This window comes from Hydrogenophaga sp. GW823-FHT04C09, assembly GCF_058796355.1.
The window spans coordinates 1-17,963 of sequence record NZ_JBXAIO010000014.1 but is presented as its reverse complement, the minus strand read 5'-3'; the positions used below and the strand labels follow the sequence as shown (position 1 = coordinate 17,963).

General features: G+C 63.5%; 12 protein-coding genes and 1 pseudogene. 4 read left to right on the top strand and 9 right to left on the bottom strand.

What is annotated here, in order from left to right; all coding sequences use genetic code 11:
• Nucleotides 1-29: 29 nt before the first annotated feature.
• Together AC1Q9M_RS25110 and AC1Q9M_RS25105 are read right to left on the bottom strand one after the other, a co-directional pair.
• The gene (locus AC1Q9M_RS25110) at nucleotides 30-770 is read right to left on the bottom strand and encodes an SDR family oxidoreductase (RefSeq protein WP_382322442.1); all 741 of its coding nucleotides are present in this window, start codon (nucleotides 768-770) and stop codon (nucleotides 30-32) included.
• Between the two features lie 48 nt (nucleotides 771-818).
• A complete protein-coding gene (locus AC1Q9M_RS25105) occupies nucleotides 819-2,075 on the bottom strand; it encodes an FAD-binding oxidoreductase (RefSeq protein WP_492436354.1) in 1,257 nt (418 codons plus the stop codon).
• Nucleotides 2,076-2,333: 258 nt separating this feature from the next.
• On the opposite strand from AC1Q9M_RS25105, the gene AC1Q9M_RS25100 reads away from it, so the two are divergent.
• The gene (locus AC1Q9M_RS25100) at nucleotides 2,334-4,223 is read left to right on the top strand and encodes a hypothetical protein (RefSeq protein WP_382322440.1); all 1,890 of its coding nucleotides are present in this window, start codon (nucleotides 2,334-2,336) and stop codon (nucleotides 4,221-4,223) included.
• A 346-nt stretch (nucleotides 4,224-4,569) separates the two neighbouring features.
• Here AC1Q9M_RS25100 and AC1Q9M_RS25095 read toward each other — a convergent pair whose 3' ends face one another.
• Nucleotides 4,570-5,547 carry a Bug family tripartite tricarboxylate transporter substrate binding protein gene (locus AC1Q9M_RS25095; RefSeq protein ID WP_382327906.1) on the bottom strand — a complete coding sequence of 326 codons (978 nt, stop codon included), beginning with the start codon at nucleotides 5,545-5,547 and terminating at the stop codon, nucleotides 4,570-4,572.
• 134 nt (nucleotides 5,548-5,681) lie between these two features.
• On the opposite strand from AC1Q9M_RS25095, the gene AC1Q9M_RS25090 reads away from it, so the two are divergent.
• Nucleotides 5,682-6,632: a LysR family transcriptional regulator gene (locus AC1Q9M_RS25090; RefSeq protein ID WP_382322438.1), complete on the top strand. Its 951-nt coding sequence runs from the start codon at nucleotides 5,682-5,684 to the stop codon at nucleotides 6,630-6,632.
• Here AC1Q9M_RS25090 and pcaB read toward each other — a convergent pair.
• From pcaB to AC1Q9M_RS25070, 4 genes are read right to left on the bottom strand one after another with little or no spacing between them, the layout of a single operon-like run.
• Nucleotides 6,598-7,944 carry a 3-carboxy-cis,cis-muconate cycloisomerase gene (gene pcaB / locus AC1Q9M_RS25085; RefSeq protein WP_444688867.1) on the bottom strand — a complete coding sequence of 449 codons (1,347 nt, stop codon included), beginning with the start codon at nucleotides 7,942-7,944 and terminating at the stop codon, nucleotides 6,598-6,600. The genes AC1Q9M_RS25090 and pcaB overlap by 35 nt on opposite strands.
• Before the next feature lie 44 nt (nucleotides 7,945-7,988).
• Nucleotides 7,989-8,819, bottom strand: a complete 831-nt coding sequence (locus tag AC1Q9M_RS25080) for an HpcH/HpaI aldolase/citrate lyase family protein (protein WP_382322437.1) — start codon at nucleotides 8,817-8,819, stop codon at nucleotides 7,989-7,991.
• Between the two features lie 15 nt (nucleotides 8,820-8,834).
• Nucleotides 8,835-10,034 (bottom strand): CaiB/BaiF CoA transferase family protein, encoded by a 1,200-nt coding sequence (locus AC1Q9M_RS25075; RefSeq protein ID WP_444688868.1) that lies wholly within the window; start codon nucleotides 10,032-10,034, stop codon nucleotides 8,835-8,837.
• A 30-nt stretch (nucleotides 10,035-10,064) separates the two neighbouring features.
• Nucleotides 10,065-10,925, bottom strand: a complete 861-nt coding sequence (locus AC1Q9M_RS25070) for an HTD2 family dehydratase (protein WP_382322435.1) — start codon at nucleotides 10,923-10,925, stop codon at nucleotides 10,065-10,067.
• A 207-nt stretch (nucleotides 10,926-11,132) separates the two neighbouring features.
• On the opposite strand from AC1Q9M_RS25070, the gene AC1Q9M_RS25065 reads away from it, so the two are divergent.
• Both AC1Q9M_RS25065 and AC1Q9M_RS25060 read left to right on the top strand, forming a co-directional pair.
• A complete protein-coding gene (locus AC1Q9M_RS25065; protein ID WP_492436349.1) occupies nucleotides 11,133-12,431 on the top strand; it encodes a 4-oxalomesaconate tautomerase in 1,299 nt (432 codons plus the stop codon).
• Nucleotides 12,432-12,852: 421 nt separating this feature from the next.
• Complete coding sequence (locus tag AC1Q9M_RS25060; RefSeq protein ID WP_492436347.1) at nucleotides 12,853-15,714, top strand: hybrid sensor histidine kinase/response regulator; 2,862 nt, start codon at nucleotides 12,853-12,855, stop codon at nucleotides 15,712-15,714.
• 19 nt (nucleotides 15,715-15,733) lie between these two features.
• On the opposite strand, the gene AC1Q9M_RS25055 is transcribed toward AC1Q9M_RS25060, so the two are convergent.
• Nucleotides 15,734-16,858: a sensor histidine kinase gene (locus AC1Q9M_RS25055; protein ID WP_444688873.1), complete on the bottom strand. Its 1,125-nt coding sequence runs from the start codon at nucleotides 16,856-16,858 to the stop codon at nucleotides 15,734-15,736.
• Between the two features lie 71 nt (nucleotides 16,859-16,929).
• Nucleotides 16,930-17,028, bottom strand: a pseudogene (locus tag AC1Q9M_RS25050) (integrase core domain-containing protein); the annotation flags it as partial.
• Between the last annotated feature and the right edge of the window lie 935 nt (nucleotides 17,029-17,963).

Here is a 17,963-nt window from a genome sequence, read left to right as displayed (position 1 = left end):
GCGCCGACCTCGCCGCCGGTCGGCAAGGGTTAGAGCGACAACCTCTTGAAGAGGCGCTCGGGAATGGACCGGATGATGGCCATCACGCCCCACCAGAACCAGGGCGCGTAAACGACATCGCGTCGCTTGGCGATGCCGCGAAGAATCTCTTGGGCGATGGCATCGGGAGAACTCCAAAGCGGCCCCTTCTTGTCGAATGCCGCCGTCATCGGTGTGTCCACGAACCCCGGCTTGATCGTCAAGACCTGGACGCCCGACTTGTGCAATCGGTTGCGCAGGCCTTGCAGGAACGTCGCCACGGCACTTTTCGCGGTGCCGTACACGTAGTTGGATTGCCTGCCGCGATCGCCGGCCACCGAACCGAGAACAACGATGGCGCCCTGCTTTTGCACTTCAAATCGGTTCGCCAGATGGGTGAGCAACGAGATCACGCTGATGGCGTTGGTGTTCAGTTCCTGGAGCGCGGCCTGGAAATCCTGCTCACAGGCTTTTTGATCGCCCAATGTGCCGTGGGCAATCAGGGCCACGTCGAGCCCCCCGAGGGCGCCTGCGGCGGCGTCGATCACAGCGGCATGCTGTGCGAAGTCGTTCACGTCCAGCGCCGCGCACTGGACCGACTGAGCGCCGCGAACTTTCAGATCACCCGCGATCTCGTGCAGATGATCCCTGTCGCGCCCGACCAGATAGAGCTCATGCCCCTCGCGCGCCCAGCGACGCGCCGTCGCTTTCGCGATGGCTGAAGTCGCACCGATGATCAAAATTCTCGTCATGATTTGTTGGGTCCAGATGAATCTGAAGGGCGTGCCTGCGTGCAGCGCTTATGCCAAACCCAGTCGGCGGGATTGGGTCGACATGAATTTGCCGTGGGCATGCCAGCGGGCACGCACGTCCTCGAACTCCTGCCACCGTGGGTAGCCCGCCTTGAACATGGCTTCGCTCATCCGAGCATCCTTGGCCAGATACAGCCGCCCGCCGTGCGCGGCAACGATGCTGTCCAGCACGTCGAGCAGTTCAAATGTCGCGGCTTTCGCTTTGAAATCCACCGCCAACGAATACCCTTTCAGGGGGAAACTCAACGGGTTGGCATTGGCGTCGCCAAACAATTTCAGAACAGCGAGGAAAGCACCGAGTCTGGATTGGCCGATGTGTTGGAGTATTTCCCGCAATCCGTCCGCACCGGATGCCTTGGGCAATACAAACTGGTATTGCAGAAATCCAGGGCGGCCATACAAGCTGCTCCACCCGGCAATGGCATCCAGCGGGGCAATAAATGACTCGAACGGCTTGCGCGACTTTTGTGCATTGGCGCGTGCCCGGCCGTAATAGGCGGCATTGAACATCTTGGCCACCGCTCGATTGAGCAAACCCGAGGGCATTTCGGCAGGTATTCCAAGGGCCTTGACCTGTTGTGCGACCAGCGGGCCTTCGGTGCATTGCTCCCCCATGACGAGAATGGAGCGGCCCAGGTGGGTGCCACGCGCCATGCAGTCGATCCAGGCGACCGAATAGGCGCTTGCGGCGTGCGCGTCAAAGGCTTCGAGCACCGCGTCCAGGCTGGGTGTCTTGATCCTGGTCTCCAGGATGTCGCTGGCGGTGATGGCTTTGAGCCGCAACACGGCGGACACGATGACGCCGGTCAGGCCCATCCCGCCACAGGTGGCGTGGAAAAGCTCGGCCTTGTCGGATGGGGACGCACCCACGCACTCCCCGTTGCCCAAAAGAATCCGAATCGACGCAACATGGGCGCTGAAGGTGCCGTCACGGTGGTGGTTCTTTCCGTGGACGTCACTGGCAATGGCACCGCCGACGGTGATGAAGCGTGTGCCGGGCATGACGGGCAGGAACCAGCCGCGTGGCACGAAGGTTCGCAGAATGTCATCCAGCGAAACACCTGCATCGCAGGAAAGCACACCCGTCTCCGGATCAAAGTCATGAAACCGATCCAGATAGCGGGTTGAAAGAACCTGGGGGCCCAGCGCACTGTCGCCATAGCTTCGCCCCCGCCCGCGAGCAATCAGTGGCAAGGCGCCTGGCACGGTGCGCATGCACTGCTGTCTCGACAGCGGCTCGGCCACATGGGCTTCTTGCCTCGGATAGCGACCCCAGCCATGCAACTCCATCAGGCCGCCTGGGGTGCAACGCTTTCGCGGTGGATGGTGCAGTCCAATGCCAGGCCGATGGCACCACCAATGCATCGCATGGTGATGGAGAGGCGAGGTGGACGCATGGCGGCGATGCTAGCATGGGAGTTGTCCATGCCACGGGCTGGAATGGACAACGGCCGCAGGGTTCGCCGATAAAAAAAACAGTTCTCGCTCGACGTCCATCCATCCATGAAAACCCGACTTCTCTCTTTCGCGGTGCCGCTTGCCGGAACGCTGTTCATGCTCGGGTATTTGCTGTACGGGGATTTCGCACCATCAATGCGCGGGCTCGATTTGTCTTGGCACGTGATGCTGGGGTACGCCCATGAAAATAAACTTCAGCACGGCAGTCAGATCCTATTCAACTACGGGCCGTTGTCTTTCATCGAGTCGGTCATTTACTTCGAACAATCCCATCAGCAAAGGCTGCTCTACAAGGCCGCCTTCCTGCTGATGGTGGGCATCGGTTGTTTCCTGGTACTGCAAATCAGGAGCGCAGGGGCTTTGCTGGCCTGGGGGGGCCTCACCCTGCTGATGGGCATCTGGCGGGATGTGTACCTGCTCCTGCCGGCCTTGCTGCTGTGCCACCATGAATGCCGCAGACAGCAGGGCAATGCCGCGCAACTCGCGCTTTCGGTTCTGCTCGCGTTCGCCGCCGCGTTTGCATGCCTGGTCAAGGCGAACGCCCTGTTCTTTACCTTGCCCGCCCTTGTCCTGGCGAGCATCTACCGCTTCACCGTGCGGGACTACCGGCCCATTGTCCCCGTGTGTTTTGTCTTGTCCTTCGTCCTGCTGTTCTGGTTGTCTGGCCAGGATGTCTCAGGCGTGTTCGCCTTTCTGCGCGGCTATGTCGATGTCTCGCTGGCCTACAACGCGGACATGGGACTGCCCGCGCCGCTCGCGCTGCATGGCGCCTACATCGTTGGCGCCGCAGTCCTTCTCGCTGCGACGCTGCGCATGACCCAGCCTGCCAGCACCGTGCTCAGCCTCCTCACGCTGGGGTATCTGCTGGTGGCCTACAAGATGGGTTTTGTTCGGCATGGCGCGAACCCCGGAGCTTCGTTTCTCGCGCTGGCCTTGCTGTGCGCCGTGCAACTTGGGAGCCCAAGCGTCGACGTCCCGACCCGCCACCACCGGCGTGTGATTGCCGCGGTGGCGATGGCAGCGGCTTTGCTGGTCATCCACATCTCGGCATCCGTGCTCCCGCAGGGGGGCTACATCACAGGATACGTCCACGCTGTGGAGAATCGCATCCGCTATGTGCTGGACCCAGGATACCGGGCCGCCTCGGATGCCGACAGGCGCCGTCACCACGAGACGGCGCTCATGGAGGCACGCTCAGCCCTGCCATTTGTGGGCGTTGAAGGCCCCATCGATGTCTTCCCCTTCGAGTTCAGTCTGGCTTACGCGTCGGGGTTGCCGATCGCCTCGCGGCCCGCATTTCAGTCCTACTTTGCCACCAGCCGCTACATGTCGGCGCGCAACGCGGATTTCCTCGCCAGCCCGCAGGCTCCGCGGTCGGTGGTTTTCAGCGTCGTGCCCATCGATGGCCGCTACGCAGCCCAGGAAGATCCGCTCACCCTGGGAGCCTACCGACGGCAGTACCAAGTTGACCGGCAGACGCCGAACGCCCTGCTGTTGACGCGCCGTGCTTCGCCGCTGGCGCAGTCCGAGCGGTGCCGCACGTCTGAAACGGAGTTCGATCTGCCCCTGCTGATTCCCTCCGTGGGCCCGGATCAAGCGGTTTGGGCCGAGATGGACGTGGAAACCACCTGGTTCGGACGGATCCTGGGCGTGTTGACCGGTCCCCCCGTTCTTCGCATGACGATCGCCACCCCGATGGGGAGCACCGATTTCCGGTATCTGCGCGAGGCGGGCCAGACCGGTTTCCTGTTGTCACCCGCGCTGGTCTCGACCGAAGCGGCCGCGCATTTTTTCAATGCCGAGAGCCGCCTGGAAGACAAGGTCCTGGGTCTTTCGATCCACCAGCCCGGTGGCGCAATGCCTTGGTTTGAGGAGAGGATCTCCGTCAGGCTGTGCGTGCTTTCCTGGGGTTCAGCAGACAAAGCGGGCCCATGACGGCGGGCCGTTGATTCGTCACGTAGGGCGCCACGGTAATTGCTCTGGCGCATTCCAACAATCAAGAACTTACGAGACCTCGTGCCATAGGGCTGGCTCGGTTCGGGTCGAAGTTGGTGCGACTGGCCTACTTCGGTGCCAAAGTTCCTGAGACTGGACTTCCGGTGTCAAACCAGTCCAAGTAAACGTCCGCATCACCCCCCCCCCGAGGGGTGCGGACAAATACGTGGACTGGTTTATGCCGCAAGTCAAAGTTTTCGTCCGCATCTCCACTGGGTCAGTTTTCAATGGAAGACAACACAATCACGTGAAAAAATGCGTGAGAGCAGCTGCGTCGGGTGGAACTTCAGTCGGCCTTCAGTTTCGCGGCCTGCACCACCTGCTTCCACTTCACCTGCTCGGCCTGTAGGAAGCCACGCATCTCGTCCAGGCCCATCGCGTCGACTTCAGCCCCATGCTCTTCAAGGCGTTTGACGACGCTGGGGTCGGCGAGCACCTGGTTCAGCGCCTTGTTCAACTGCTCCAGCACCGGCTTGGGTGTCTTGGCGGGCGCGAAGATGGCGTACCACTGCGACACGTCCACGTTGTTGATGCCCTGCTCCTTGAGCGTGGGCACGTCGGGCATCAGCGGTGACCGCTTGGAGCCGGCCAGTCCCAGGGCCTTGAGCTTGCCGTTCTTCACGTTCGGCATCGCCGTGAACAGGCTGGGGAACATCACTTGCGTCTGGCCCGCGATGGTGTCGGTCACGGCCGGTGCGGAGCCCTTGTAAGGTACGTGCGTCATCGCGGTGCCGGTGGACAGCTTGAACATCTCGGCCGCGAAGTGCGGTGCCGTGCCGTTGCCCGCCGACGCGTAGTTGATCTTGTCCGGGTTGGCCTTCATAAAGGTCACCAGCTCCTTCGCGTTGTTGGCGGGCACCTGGGTGTTGGCCACCATGAGCGTGGCGGAGTAGCCCACCATGCCCACCGGTTCGAAGTCCTTGACGGGGTCGTAGCGCAGCTTCTGCAGCGCGGGGTTCATCGCATGGGTGGCGATGTAGCCCAGCATCAGCGTGTAGCCATCGGGTGCGGCGCGTGCCACGAACTCGCTGGCGATCGCGCCATTGCCGCCGGCCTTGTTGTCCACGATGAAGGACTGCTTGAGCAGCAGCGACAGGGCCTGGCCGATGGTCCGGGCCATGGCGTCGTTGGCGCCGCCCGCCGACGTCGGCACCACGATGCTGATGGTCCTTTCGGGGTACGCCGCCAGCGCGCTGCCACACGCCCAGGTGGCGGTGATCGCAAGGGCCACGGTGCTGAGCACGCGTCTTTTCTGAATCTGCATTTGTCTTCTCCGATGGGTGGGGGTGGCTTTGAATCTCGGAACGTATCGTCGCTGTTGTCCTATGCCAAGTAAATTGCATGTTTGTGAAGCATTGATGCACAATTTGGATCAACCAGAACACCCTCCAAGCTGCCATGGCCATCAACTTCAACCTTAACGACCTGCAGGCGTTCCGCGCCGTGGCCGAACTCAGCAGCTTTCGCAAGGCCGCCAACGCGCTGCACGTGTCGCAGCCCGCGTTCAGCCGGCGCATCGAGAAGCTGGAAGAGGCCCTGGGGGTCAAGCTGCTGGAGCGCACCACGCGCAAGGTCGAACTCACAGCCGTCGGCCGCGACTTCGACCGAAAAGTGCAGCAGTTGCTGGACGAGCTGGACAACACCTTGCTGGGCATTCGCGGGGTGGGCAGCACCCGCATGGGCGAGGTCACGATCGCCTGCGTGCCGTCCACGGTGTACTACTTCATCTCGCACGTGATCTCGCGCTACCGCGAACAGTACCCCAAGATCCGGGTGAAGATCTTCGACGCCAGCGCGAACGAGGTGCTGTCCGCCGTGTCGCGCGGCGAGGCGGATTTCGGGCTCAACTTCATGGGCAGCCAGGAACCCGACATCGAGTTCAAGCCGCTGCTGGAGGAGCGCTTCGTGGCGGCCTGCCGCCGCGATCACGCCATTGCCAAGAAGCGCCGCGTGTCCTGGGCCGAACTGGCCAAGTACGACTACATCTCGGTGAGCAAGGCCTCGGGCAACCGCCTGTTGATCGACCAGGCGTTGTCCGGCCAGCCCGGCCTGCCGCAGAACATCTACGAAGCCCAGCATGTGACGACCATGCTGGGCCTGGTCGAAGCGGGCCTGGGCGTGGCGGCGGTGCCGTCGATGGCCATGCCCGCCCCCGGCCACCCGCTGCTGGTGAGCGTGCCGCTGGTGGATCCGATCGTCACCCGCAAAGTCGGGCTGATCCGGCGCAAGGGCCGCTCGCTTTCGCCGGCGGCGCTGCAGCTGTATGAATTCTTCGCGGAGATGAAGGCGAAACGCGGCAAGGCCGCCGAGGGCCTCAGCGCCGCGCCGCGAGCACGCGATCGACCATGACGCCGGCTTGGCCCAGGTGGTTGGCCGGTTCGCACATGGCTTCGAGCTGGGCCCGGGTCACGTGGGCGGTGATCTCCGGGTGCACGGCCAGGATCTCGATCAGAGGCTGGTTTTCCTTCAAGGCCTGGCGGCACAGGTCGTAGACCAGGTCGTGCGCGTATTCGCGGCCGATGTAGGGCCCCAGGCCCATCATCACCGCCTCCGACATCACCAGACCGTGGGTGATGTCGATGTTGGCGCGCATGCGGGTGGCGTCCACTTCGAGGCCCTTGAGCACGAACTTGGTCTGTTTCAGCGCGCCGGACATCAGGCAGAAGATCTCGGGCAGCGACACCCACTCGATCTCCCAAGGGCCGGTGGAGCGCTCGTGGTCGGCGACCATCGCGTCCATCAGGGCGGCGGCGTGCTGCCGTGCAACCGAGATGTTGGCATGGATGTAGAGGCAGGAAATCGGGTTGCGCTTCTGCGGCATGGTGGAGGAAGAGCCGCGCCCCGGCGCATAAGGCTCGAACACCTCGGCCACTTCGGTCTGCATCATGAGCTTGACGTCCATCGCGATCTTGCCGAGCGAGCCACCGACGAGCCCCAGGAAGGCGCCGACCTCGGCGATGGTGTCGCGCACCGTGTGCCAGGAGATCAGCGGCTGGGCGAGGCCCAGCTCCTTCATCAACTCCGCCTGCGTTTCCATCGCGCCCTTCTCCAGCGACGACAAGGTGCCCGAGGCGCCACCGAATTCGCCCATCAGCACGCGCGGTTTGAGTTGCTGCAGCCGCTCGCGGTGCCGGTCGATGCCGGCCAGGATGCTGGCCATCTTGTAGCCGAAGGTGATGGGCGTGGCCTGCTGCAGGTTGGAGCGGCCGATCACGGGTGTGTCCCGGTACTTGCGGGCCAGCGCGGCCAGCGCGTCGCCGATCTCGTCCAGGTCCTGCTCCACCAGCGCGAGGCCTTCGCGCATCTGAAGGACGGCGGCGGTGTCGGTGATGTCCTGGGTGGTGGCGCCCCAGTGGCAGTACTCGCCCAGCTTGTCGCGGCAGTTGGCGTTGATCTGGTTGACGACCGCGATGATCGGGTAGCCGATCTGTTCGGTCTTGGCCTTGAGCTTGACCCAGTCGATCTGCGACAGCTCGCAGTTCTTCACGATCTCGTCGGCCGCTTCCTGCGGAATGATGCCGAGTTGTCCCTGGACCTTGGCCAGCGCGCGCTCGATGTCGAGGTACTTGGCCGTGCGGTTCTCGTCGGACCAGACCTCGCGCATGCGCGCGTCGCTGAACATGTCGCCGAAGATGCGCGAATCGATGATGGTGGATGCCATGGTGTGTCTTTCTCTGGGGTGATCGGTGGGGATGAAAGCCGGGGTCAGTGCCCTGCGGCCCGCAGCGTGCGGCGCGCCTGGCGCACCACAGGCGCATCGACCATGCGGCCGTCGAGCCGGGCCGCGCCGGGCGACGCCGCATCGGCCGCCAGCACGCGCCGGGCCCAGGCCAGCTCGGCCGCGTCGGGCTGCAGCGCGCGGTGGATCGGCAGGACCTGGTTGGGGTGAATGCACAGCTTGGCGCCGAAGCCGTGGCAACGGGCCCAGGCCAGGTCGGCCATGAGCCGTGCCTCGTCGTCCAGTTGCGGGGTAACGCCAGCCACGGGCGCGGGGAGGTCGGCCAAGCGCGATGCCAGCGCGATGCGCGCCGCCGCGTGACTCAGGCCGATGGCGTCGTGGCGGATGTCCAGGTCCAGGTCGAGGGCGAAATCCAGGGTGCCGAACACCAGCCGGGCCACGCCGACGGCACCCGCCACCTCGTCCACCTGGGCCACGCCCCTGGCGCTTTCGATGAGGGCCAGCACCTGAACACCCGGCACAGCCGCCACGACGAAGCCGACCTGCTGTGCCTGCTCGGCCTTGGGGAGCATGATCTGCGCCACGCCGGTGCCGGGCAGGGCGGCCAGGTCGTCCGCAAACCCGTCCGATGTCGAATCGTTGATGCGCACCACGCAGCGGGCCCGGTCGGCCGGTGCGGCGCTGTGCAACCAGCCGGCCACGTGGGCACGCGCGGCGGCCTTGTGCTCGGGCGCCACGGCGTCTTCAAGATCCAGCACCACCGCATCGGCGCCGCTGGCGAGGGCTTTGTCGAAGCGATCGGGCCGCGAGCCGGGCACGAAGAGGTAGGTGCGTGCGGGGGTGAGGGACGCCGACATGGTCGCGCCCTCAGCTCAGATGGCCTGGGCCGCGCGCAGCGCGGCAATGCCGTCCGCGCCGTAGCCGAGCTCGGCCAGGATGGCATCGGTGTGCTCGCCGAGCGCTGGCACCGGGTCCATGCGCGGGCCTTCGTTCCAGGTGCCCGGTGGCAGCAGGGCCGGCAGCGGCCCCTGGGGTGAACCCACCTCGGTCCAGCGCTGGCGCGCCTGGAGTTGCGGGTGTGCCCAGACGTCGGCCATGGTGTTCACGCGGGCGTTGGCGATCTGCGCCACCTCCAGCCGCGCCTCCACCTCGGCCACCGTCAGCGGCCGAAAGGTGTCCACGATGATCTGGCGCAGGGCGGTGCGTTCGGCGACGCGCTTGAAGTTGGCGGTGAAGCGCGGGTCGGTGGCCAAGGCCGGCTGGAGCAGCACCTTCTCACAGAAGCTGAGCCATTCGCGCTCGTTCTGCAGGCCCAGCATCACGTGGGCGCCGTGTTCCGCCGGTCCGACCGGGAAAGGGCCGTACGGATAGATCGTGGCGTGGCTGGCGCCGGTGCGCGGTGGTGGCGCGGCGCCTTCGAACGCGTAATACAGCGGGTAGCTGGTCCATTCGGTCAGCGATTCCAGCATGGAGATGTCGATGCGCTGGCCGCGGCCGGTCTGGCTGCGCTGCATCAGGGCCGCGAGGATGTTGCTGTAGGCGTACATGCCCGCGGCGATGTCCGCGATCGACGGGCCGGCCTTGCAGGGTTCGTCGGCGGTGCCGGTCACCGACACGAACCCGGCTTCGCTCTGGATCAGCAGGTCGTAAGCCTTCTTGTCGCGGTACGGCCCCGGGTTCTCCCGGTCGTCGCCGTAGCCCGAGATGTCGCAGACGATCAGCCCGGGCTTGATGGCCGACAGCGCCTCGTGGCCCAGGCCGAGCCGGGCCGCCGCGCCGGGCGCGAGGTTCTGCACCACCACGTCGGCCTTCTCCAGCACCAGCCGTTCCAGGACGCGGGCGGCCTCCGGGTGTTTGACGTCGAGCGTGAGGCTTTCCTTGGAGCGGTTGGTCCAGACGAAGTGCGATGCCAGGCCGCGCACCCGCTGGTCGTAGCCGCGCGCGAAATCGCCCGTGCCGGGGCGCTCGATCTTGATGACGCGCGCACCCAGGTCGGCCAGCTGGCGCGTGGCGAAGGGCGCGGCGATGGCGTGTTCCAGGGTGACGACGGTGATGCCTGCGAGTGGCTGCATGAGGGTCTCGGGTGATCGTGGAGAAAAGAATCAGCGCAGCACGGCGGTGGCATCCATCGTGAGCCAGCCTTCGTGGTCGCTCGCCCACAGGCGCACGGTCTTGCCGTCGGCGGACGGCTCCCCTTGCACCTGAAAGGCGTGCAGGTCGAAGGTGGGGCGCACCGCCTTGAAGCGGAAGCTGGCCACGTCGGCCGTGGGCATCTCCCGGCGCAACAGGTCCAGCAGCAGCGTGGCGATCAGCGGGCCGTGCACGATGAGGCCCGGGTAGCCTTCGACCTGGGTCACGTACTGCCGGTCGTAGTGGATGCGGTGGCCGTTGAAGGTGAGCGCCGAGTAGCGGAACAGCAGCACGTCGTCCGGCACGACCTGGCGACGCCAGGTCGCCTGTTCCGGGGCGGCCAGCGGGGGCGGCGCCACATCGCCGGGTTGCTGGGCGTCGCGGTAGACGATGTCGTGGAACTCCACCAGGGCCGGTTCAGCCGCACCGTTGCACCGCATCTCGTGACGCACCTTCACGAACACCAGCGGGCCCGTGCGGCCTTCCTTGCGGCTCACGTCGTCGATGGTGGACGTGCGGGCCACCTGGTCGCCCACGCGGATCGGGGAGCGGAATTCGAACTGGCTGCCAGCCCACATGCGGCGCGGCAACGGCACCGGAGGCAGAAAGCCGCCGCGCCGGGCGTGGCCGTCGGCGCCGATGTCGGATTGCCGATGCAGGGGCAGGAAGTACAGCCAGTGCCAGAGCGGTGGCAGCAGCGTGCCGGGCGCGGTGTCGGCCGCAGGGTGGTCGAGCGTGGCGGTCAGGGCGGCCACGGGCGTTGGGTTCACGGTGTCGTGCACCGTCTCGCTGCGACCGATCCATGCGCGCAGGTCGTCGGTGGTCTGGGTCATGAGGATGTCCTTCGCTCTCAGGGCTGGAATGGCGGGTGCCGAGCAGGCAGTTTCGGCGCATCCGGTGGCGAAGTAAATTGCAATGTTGAGAACAAGTGATGCCTTTGGTGCATCAATGAACGGCTTGCCTGTTTATTGCAAACCATGGATCAATGCTTCTCAACTATGCAATTCACAGAATCAAAGCGGCTCTTGAGAATGCGGCCCATGAACAAAGTCATTCCCTGTGTCCTCATGCGCGCCGGCACCTCGCGCGGCCCCTTCTTTCTGCGTGAGTGGTTGCCCGACGGTGACGAGGCCCGCGACCAGGCCCTGATCGGGGCGATCGGGGCTTCGGACCCGTTGCAGCTGGACGGCGTCGGTGGCGGCAGCACCTTGAACAGCAAGGTGGCCATCGTTTCGCGCTCCACCCAGCCCGACTGCGACCTCGACTACCTGTTCGCGCAGGTCGGCGTGGGCCACCGTTCCGTCGACACCCGGCCTAACTGCGGCAACATGCTGTCGGGTGTGGCGCCGTTCGGCATCGAGCAGGGCCTGGTGAAGGCGCAGGACGGCGTGACCCGGGTGCGCGTGTTCAATGTCAACACCCGTTCTCGCATCGATGTGACGGTGCGCACGCCGAACGGTCGCGTCACGTACGAGGGCGACGCTCGCATCGACGGCGTTGCCGGCACGGCCGCTCCCATCCTGCTGGACTTCCTGGACGCGTGGGGCGCGGTGACGGGCCAGGTTTTTCCGACGGGCCAGCGCATCGACCACATCGACGGCACGGCCGTTACCTGCATTGACGCCGCCATGCCGCTGATGATCGTGCGCGCGGCCGATCTGGGCGTCACGGGACGGGAAAAGCCGGTGGCCCTCGACGCCAACACTGCGCTCCTGGCGCGCATCGAGTCCCTGCGCCTGCAGGCGGGACGGATGATGGGGCTGGGGGACGTCTCCAACAGCGTCATACCGAAGCCGGTGCTGGTCAGCGAAGGCGATGCCCCCCACAGCGTCACCTCGCGGTACTTCACGCCGCACCGCTGCCACGCGTCGCACGCCGTCACGGGCGCCATCGGGGTGGCCAGCGCCTTTGCTCTGCCCGGCACGGTCGCCAGCGGCATCGCGCGCGAAGCGGGTCGCCACAAGCTGGTGGTGCTGCACCCGGCGGGCCAGATCGATGTCGAGGTGGAGCTCGTCGGCCAGGGAGACGCGGCCGAGGTCAAGGGCGCCGCACTGGTTCGCACGGCGCGCAAGATCATGCAAGGGGAAATGCACCTGCCGGACTACGTGTTCCCGCGTCCCGAGGAGGCGGCGGCCCCGGCACGCAAACCGATCACCATCATCGTCCCGACCGCCGCCGGCGGCGGGAACGACACCATGGCCCGCATCATTGCCGGCAAGATGGGGCGGCTGCTGGGGCAGGAGGTGCTGGTGGACAACCGGGCGGGCGCGAACGGGGCCATTGCCAGCGAGTTCGTGGCCCGCGCGGAGCCCGATGGCCACACGCTGATGTTGGGCTAGCCCTGTTCATCGTTCCAGAGTACCCCCCGCATATCTGACTGCGCAGTTTTTCGGGGCGATGGGCAATCCATGGGCGCAGACATAAGGGTATTGTGCGCGCCGGGAGGCTTGTTGACGCCGACTGAAAAATTGACAGAGGGGGAACCTTTGACTGGTTTTGGGCCGTTCAAGGCTCTCTCGCTATTCGATGGGGCTGAGAGGGTCAAAGGAGAGCTTGATGCGCTTCTCGTTGTACCAGCGGAGAGTCATTGCCGGTCCGATGAGGTCAATGACGTGAGGTTCTTCACAACGCCGGGGCTTTACGGCTTGCAACACCCCAATCTTCTGAAAACTCACTACCCTGTATGTTTGGCTGCGACGTCAACGCACAGAGCGCCCTCGTGGATCTGGAACTCCCTATCTTGAATGGAAGCAACGACCCATGACTGCAAGTGACCACAAGTCAGTTGGTGCGGCAGCGCACCGAGCAGATGAGCAACGCGCACGCGAGCGGTTCTGGCACGGATTCTCTTTGCGCCGCCGTCTGATGTTGTTGGGCGTGGCAACGATTCTCCCGTTCTGTCTTTTTGCAACAGCCGCATTCGTCGTGATGCTTCATCAACAGAAGCAGCAGGTCGAACAAGCGACGCTTGGCATGACTCAAGCGCTTGCAGCTGCCATCGACGCGCGAATGCAGCGGACGGTGGCTACGCTGGAGGCCTTTTCGTTGGCTCAGTCCATGCAGGACGCTGAAGCCGCCCAGCTTCCGTCGGTACATGCGGCCGCGCGGGCGCTTCGTGCCGCGCGGCCGGATTGGCGAGGCGTCGTACTGGCAAACCCGGATGGCTCCATCGTTTTCGGCAGCGAGAGCCCGTTTGGGAGTGGCATGCACCAGTCCATGGAAGGCTCAAGCGTTGCGGATGTGGTGCGTACCCAAGCGCCCATGGTGGGCCCGATGGTCGCGGGCCCTCGAGGCAATGTGGGCTACACCGTGCGCATTCCTGTTCTGCGCGCAGGCGAGGTCCGGTACGTGCTGACGGCCATCGTGAGTACCGACTCCATCCTGGAAGTCATTCAGCGCCAAGCGCTGCCGGGAGATTGGGTGGTGTCCGTCTTTGACTCCAACATGAAGCGGGTGGCCCGCTCCAAAGACCACGGCAAATACTTCGGCACGCCACCGAGTCCCTCGCTCCAGACCATGCTCGCGGAGTTGGGCGACAGGAAGGAGGGGGTAGGGATGACGTCCACCATGGAGGGGGATGAGGCCTACACGGCGGTCTCGCGGATCGAGCGCACGGGGTGGACGATTGCGCTCGGCGCATCTTCAGAGATCGCACACGCCGCACTCTGGCGGGCCGCGTGGCTCTACCTGGCCGGCTTGCTGCTTTCGCTCGCGCTGGGGGGCTTGCTCTTCTGGCTGGTCAGCCGGTCAATCACTGTTCGCGCTCAGGCCTTGCGCGATGGCGCGGTCGCGCTGGGAAAGGGAGCTCCTTTGCTTCCTCCGACAAAAGGGCTGCCGGACTTTGACGAGGTCTCCTTTGCGCTTTGGACGGCGGGTCAGGAGCGTTCACGCGCTGAAAATGAGCGGGAAAGCCTGCTGCGCTCCGAGATATGTTCACGTGCAGTGGCCGAGGCGACAAGAGGGCGGCTCCAGATGTTGCTGACAGCGACGTCTTCGCTGACGCAATCGCTCGATGAGACGAGCACGATCAACGCGATCGCCGCGGCGGTGGTTCCCGGTGTTGCCGACATTCTGCGCATCGATATCATGAGTCCGGATGGAGCGCCGGCGCGAAAGCTCACTTTCCACGTGGATCCCGTGCGGTTGGAGGCCATTGAGAAAATCGTTCAATCCGGATCCCTGTCGGCCACGGTGCACGGCTCGCTGTCGTGGGTGGTCGCTTCGGGACGCGAATACGTGCATCACTTCGAACTTGGCGGTGTGTCGAAGATCGAGGACCCGCTGTACCGCCAGTTTGCGGAGGTGTCCGACATGAAGGCGATCTGCGCCGTGCCTCTGATGGCAAGGGACCGTGTCATAGGGGCCATGGCGGCCATCCAGGTCGATTCCGAACGCCGTTTCGAGGCGGACGACGTGGCCTTGTTCAGCGAGTTGGGACGGCGCGCAGCCCTCGCGCTGGACAACGTCCGGCTGTACTCGGAGTGCAACAGCGCGCTGGACAAGGCCAACGCCGCGAGCAAGGCGAAAGATGATTTCCTGGCGATGCTGGGCCACGAGTTGAGGAATCCGCTCTCGCCTATTCTCACGGCCATCGAGATCATGAAACGCCGCGATGGCGCAGCGTTCGTCCGAGAGCGAGAGATCATCGAACGGCAGGCCACACACCTGACGCACCTGGTTGATGACCTGCTCGACGTTTCCAGGATCGTCGCCGGCAAGATACAGCTTCAGCTCGAGCAGGTGGACCTTCGTCTTGTGGCCTGGCGGGCCATCGAAGTCACCCAACCTCTTTTTGATCGACGTGCTGAGCCGGTCGTCCAAGCCGAATCTGAGCCGATCTTCGTGAGCGGCGACTTTTTGCGGCTCGCTCAAGTGGTTGGCAATCTCCTGAGCAATGCCGCGAAATTCAGCGAGCCCGACCAGCCTGTCACCATCTGGATTCAGCGCGGGACGAGCGAAGCCATGCTCACAGTGGAAGATGGCGGGACGGGCATTCCCGACGACCTGTTACCGCAGGTGTTCGACCGCTTTTTTCAAGGCGAGCAAAGTTTGCAGAGGTCCAAGAGCGGCTTGGGTCTTGGTCTGACCATTGCAAGAAGCATTGTTGAACTTCATGGCGGCAACATCAAGGCCGATCACGGCCATGAGGGTCATGGAACACGGGTCACGGTCTCTCTTCCTCTTGCGTGTCCTGCTGGTGCAAGGTTAGAGGCATGCGGGGAAGCAGCACCCCGGCAACACAATGGGACCCCTGCCCGAGTGCTGATCGTGGACGACAACGCGGACGCGGCCCACACGCTGGCCAGTCTGCTGACGCTGGCCGGACACGAGGTCAGAACTGCGCTGCACGCAGAAGAATGCCTTGCCATGGTGGCGGACCGCGCCCCTGACGTCTGCATCGTGGACATCGGCCTGCCCGGCATGGATGGCTATGAGCTGGCACGCCGACTCAAGGCCGAGCCCGCGACACGGTCCCTTCACCTGATTGCGCTGACCGGCTACGGGCAGCCCTCTGATCGCGAAAAGGCGCTCCGCTGCGGCTTTGATGACCACATGACGAAACCCGTCCATATCAACGCGCTGGAGACCGCGCTAGACGCCATTGGCCTGAGGTCATCCTGATGCAAGGAGGACGTATTTGCTAGTGCAGCAAATGCCCTGGCAGATCGAGCGTGAAAATGCAGCCGATCCCTGGGACGTCCTTGACCGTCAACGTACCCATATCCGCCTCGACGCTTTGCCTCGCGATGGAAAGTCCAAGTCCCATTCCAGCCATACGGCCTGTGTTGTGGGCGAAGGGAATGAACATCTTCTTTTCCTCACCCAGGGTCAGACCGCCGCAGTGATCGGCCACGCTGATCAGTATCCGGTTGCCGGCCGCGCGTGCGCTCAGGCGGACGACGGTATCGGACTGGGTGAACTTGAATGCGTTTTGAATGACGTTGGCCAGTGCCGCATGAAGCAGCTCCTTGTTCCCACTGAGAGCCAAAGTCGGATCGACGGCCTGGACTTCGAATCTGCATCTGACCAGGTTCACATCGAGGCGGGCCCACAGATCGACGTCCGAGATGAACGTCGCCAGGCTGAACAGCTGACGCTCCTGAGGTTTTGAAGCGCTGACTTCCGAGATGGTTCTGCCAATCTGTAGCGCCAGTGCGGCCAGACTGCGCTTGAGAATGGCACCTGTGGCGCCGCTGATGGGCATGTTTCCCAGCTCAAGGGCACGCACTGCCAGCGTGGCTGTTCCCAGCGAGTTCCTCAGCTCATGCACTAAAAAGCCGAGGCGCTGCTTTTCTTCCGCAACATGCAGACCAGCGATCTGAGCGTCTCGTCGGGCGCTGAACTCCGAGACAGCGCCCGCGATGGCGTTGTCCAGACAACGATTCAAGGTACGAAATTCGGTGACGGCAAAGGGGGCATCACGCTCAAATGCCAGGTCGGTGATGGCTTGGCAGAGATCCCCATAGTCGTGCACGACCTGATCGACCGTGTAACCCAGGTCGAGCAGTTCTTTGCCATGCCGGGTAGCACTCATACCAATTTCCGACAGGCGCAGTGCGCCTCCTCCGGAAGGTCCGGATATCCGGGTGCTCAGCTCTTGCTTGTCCTCGTCTTCCGCCTTGAGCGTGCGGATGAGCTGGTCCAGAAACATCGGTATCCCATGCGACAACTGTTGATCAGTGGCCGCACGTTGAGGGCGCTGTGCCACCTTGTGTTTGCACCTTGCTGTGAGCTCCTCACGGTTGTTTTCAAGAAATTGGTACATGGATACCTCAGTGAAAATGCACCAGGGATCATTGCGAGAGGGGGTGCGGATAAAAACTTGAACTGGTTATGTGCCACAGGTCCGAGGCTCTCCCTGTATTCGATGGGGCGGAGAGCCCCCAGGCAGATCTTGATCCGTTTCTTGTTGCACCAACGGATGTAGGAGTCGAGCGCTCCAGTGCGCTGCTCTCATAAAACTCCTTAAGCGAGGTACGCAGGTGCTGATCGGGTCAAACTCTTTGAGAGCCGCGTTCAGCATCCGCTCGTTGGCTTGTTCGTTAAGCCTTGCAGAGGCGCGCAAACCTGCGACCTCAGGAATTGCGATGGCTATGAGGATGGCAAGCACGCAACCTATGCTTGAACCCACGTAGCCTGCTTCGAGCTAGTAAGGCTGCACCATGAAATAAATTGACACATTACTGTTCAACAGTGCGCGTTCGTCACTGCACTGATAAACAGCAAATGCAGCAAGCGATGCGTTTGCTAAAAACTTGCGGTGCCCATTCGCATGCCGTTGGGGTCTTGCGATGCAACTGCCAGTGCGCTCCTAGCCATTCAAATGCAGTCCCTCGCTAGCGCGGCACGACTGACCGCATCCGCGTAGCCGACCTACAGCGCGCGGCTGAGAAGCTATGGCGTTAGGCCAGTTGCAGTAACTAGCGTCCGCCAGTAGCAGAACTATGGCGGGAGTTGCAGTTACTTTGGCGGCCTACGCGTCAGGTCCCAGTGTAGGTAGCTCCATATGTTGAGAAGCCACCCCTAGGGAAATCAAGGCTCGCCAGCGTATAGAGAACCCATAAGTTGGGAAGAGTTGGCCCATATCCTGAGAAAAACTTCCCAAGTGCTTGAAGGTCATAGTGACATGCGGTCAGAGCGACGACGAATCTGGCTAGGCGTTGCCTCGCCTTGCTTGCTCAAGTAAACCATGTTAATCGGGGCGACGGGTATCTAAGCCCCGCCCGAAGACCTCAGGAGCCCCGCGGTGAGGTCTCTCTGCCGCCGTTACAGAGAATTATGTGGGGTTCGGTATGTTGAATTCCGCCGATCTCTGACCCGAGATTTCCATCGAATACTGACCCACCGCTTTGTGAGCAAAGCAGCTCACG

What these genes read in the sequence shown, in the direction of transcription:
- AC1Q9M_RS25075 (WP_444688868.1), bottom strand. Translation starts at nt 10,034, where the DNA reads ATGCAGCCACTCGCAGGCATCACCGTCGTCACCCTGGAACACGCCATC.
- AC1Q9M_RS25070 (WP_382322435.1), bottom strand. Translation starts at nt 10,925, where the DNA reads ATGACCCAGACCACCGACGACCTGCGCGCATGGATCGGTCGCAGCGAG.
- AC1Q9M_RS25060 (WP_492436347.1), top strand. Translation starts at nt 12,853, where the DNA reads ATGACTGCAAGTGACCACAAGTCAGTTGGTGCGGCAGCGCACCGAGCA.
- AC1Q9M_RS25095 (WP_382327906.1), bottom strand. Translation starts at nt 5,547, where the DNA reads ATGCAGATTCAGAAAAGACGCGTGCTCAGCACCGTGGCCCTTGCGATC.
- AC1Q9M_RS25065 (WP_492436349.1), top strand. Translation starts at nt 11,133, where the DNA reads ATGAACAAAGTCATTCCCTGTGTCCTCATGCGCGCCGGCACCTCGCGC.
- AC1Q9M_RS25100 (WP_382322440.1), top strand. Translation starts at nt 2,334, where the DNA reads ATGAAAACCCGACTTCTCTCTTTCGCGGTGCCGCTTGCCGGAACGCTG.
- AC1Q9M_RS25055 (WP_444688873.1), bottom strand. Translation starts at nt 16,858, where the DNA reads ATGTACCAATTTCTTGAAAACAACCGTGAGGAGCTCACAGCAAGGTGC.
- AC1Q9M_RS25080 (WP_382322437.1), bottom strand. Translation starts at nt 8,819, where the DNA reads ATGTCGGCGTCCCTCACCCCCGCACGCACCTACCTCTTCGTGCCCGGC.
- AC1Q9M_RS25090 (WP_382322438.1), top strand. Translation starts at nt 5,682, where the DNA reads ATGGCCATCAACTTCAACCTTAACGACCTGCAGGCGTTCCGCGCCGTG.
- AC1Q9M_RS25110 (WP_382322442.1), bottom strand. Translation starts at nt 770, where the DNA reads ATGACGAGAATTTTGATCATCGGTGCGACTTCAGCCATCGCGAAAGCG.
- pcaB (WP_444688867.1), bottom strand. Translation starts at nt 7,944, where the DNA reads ATGGCATCCACCATCATCGATTCGCGCATCTTCGGCGACATGTTCAGC.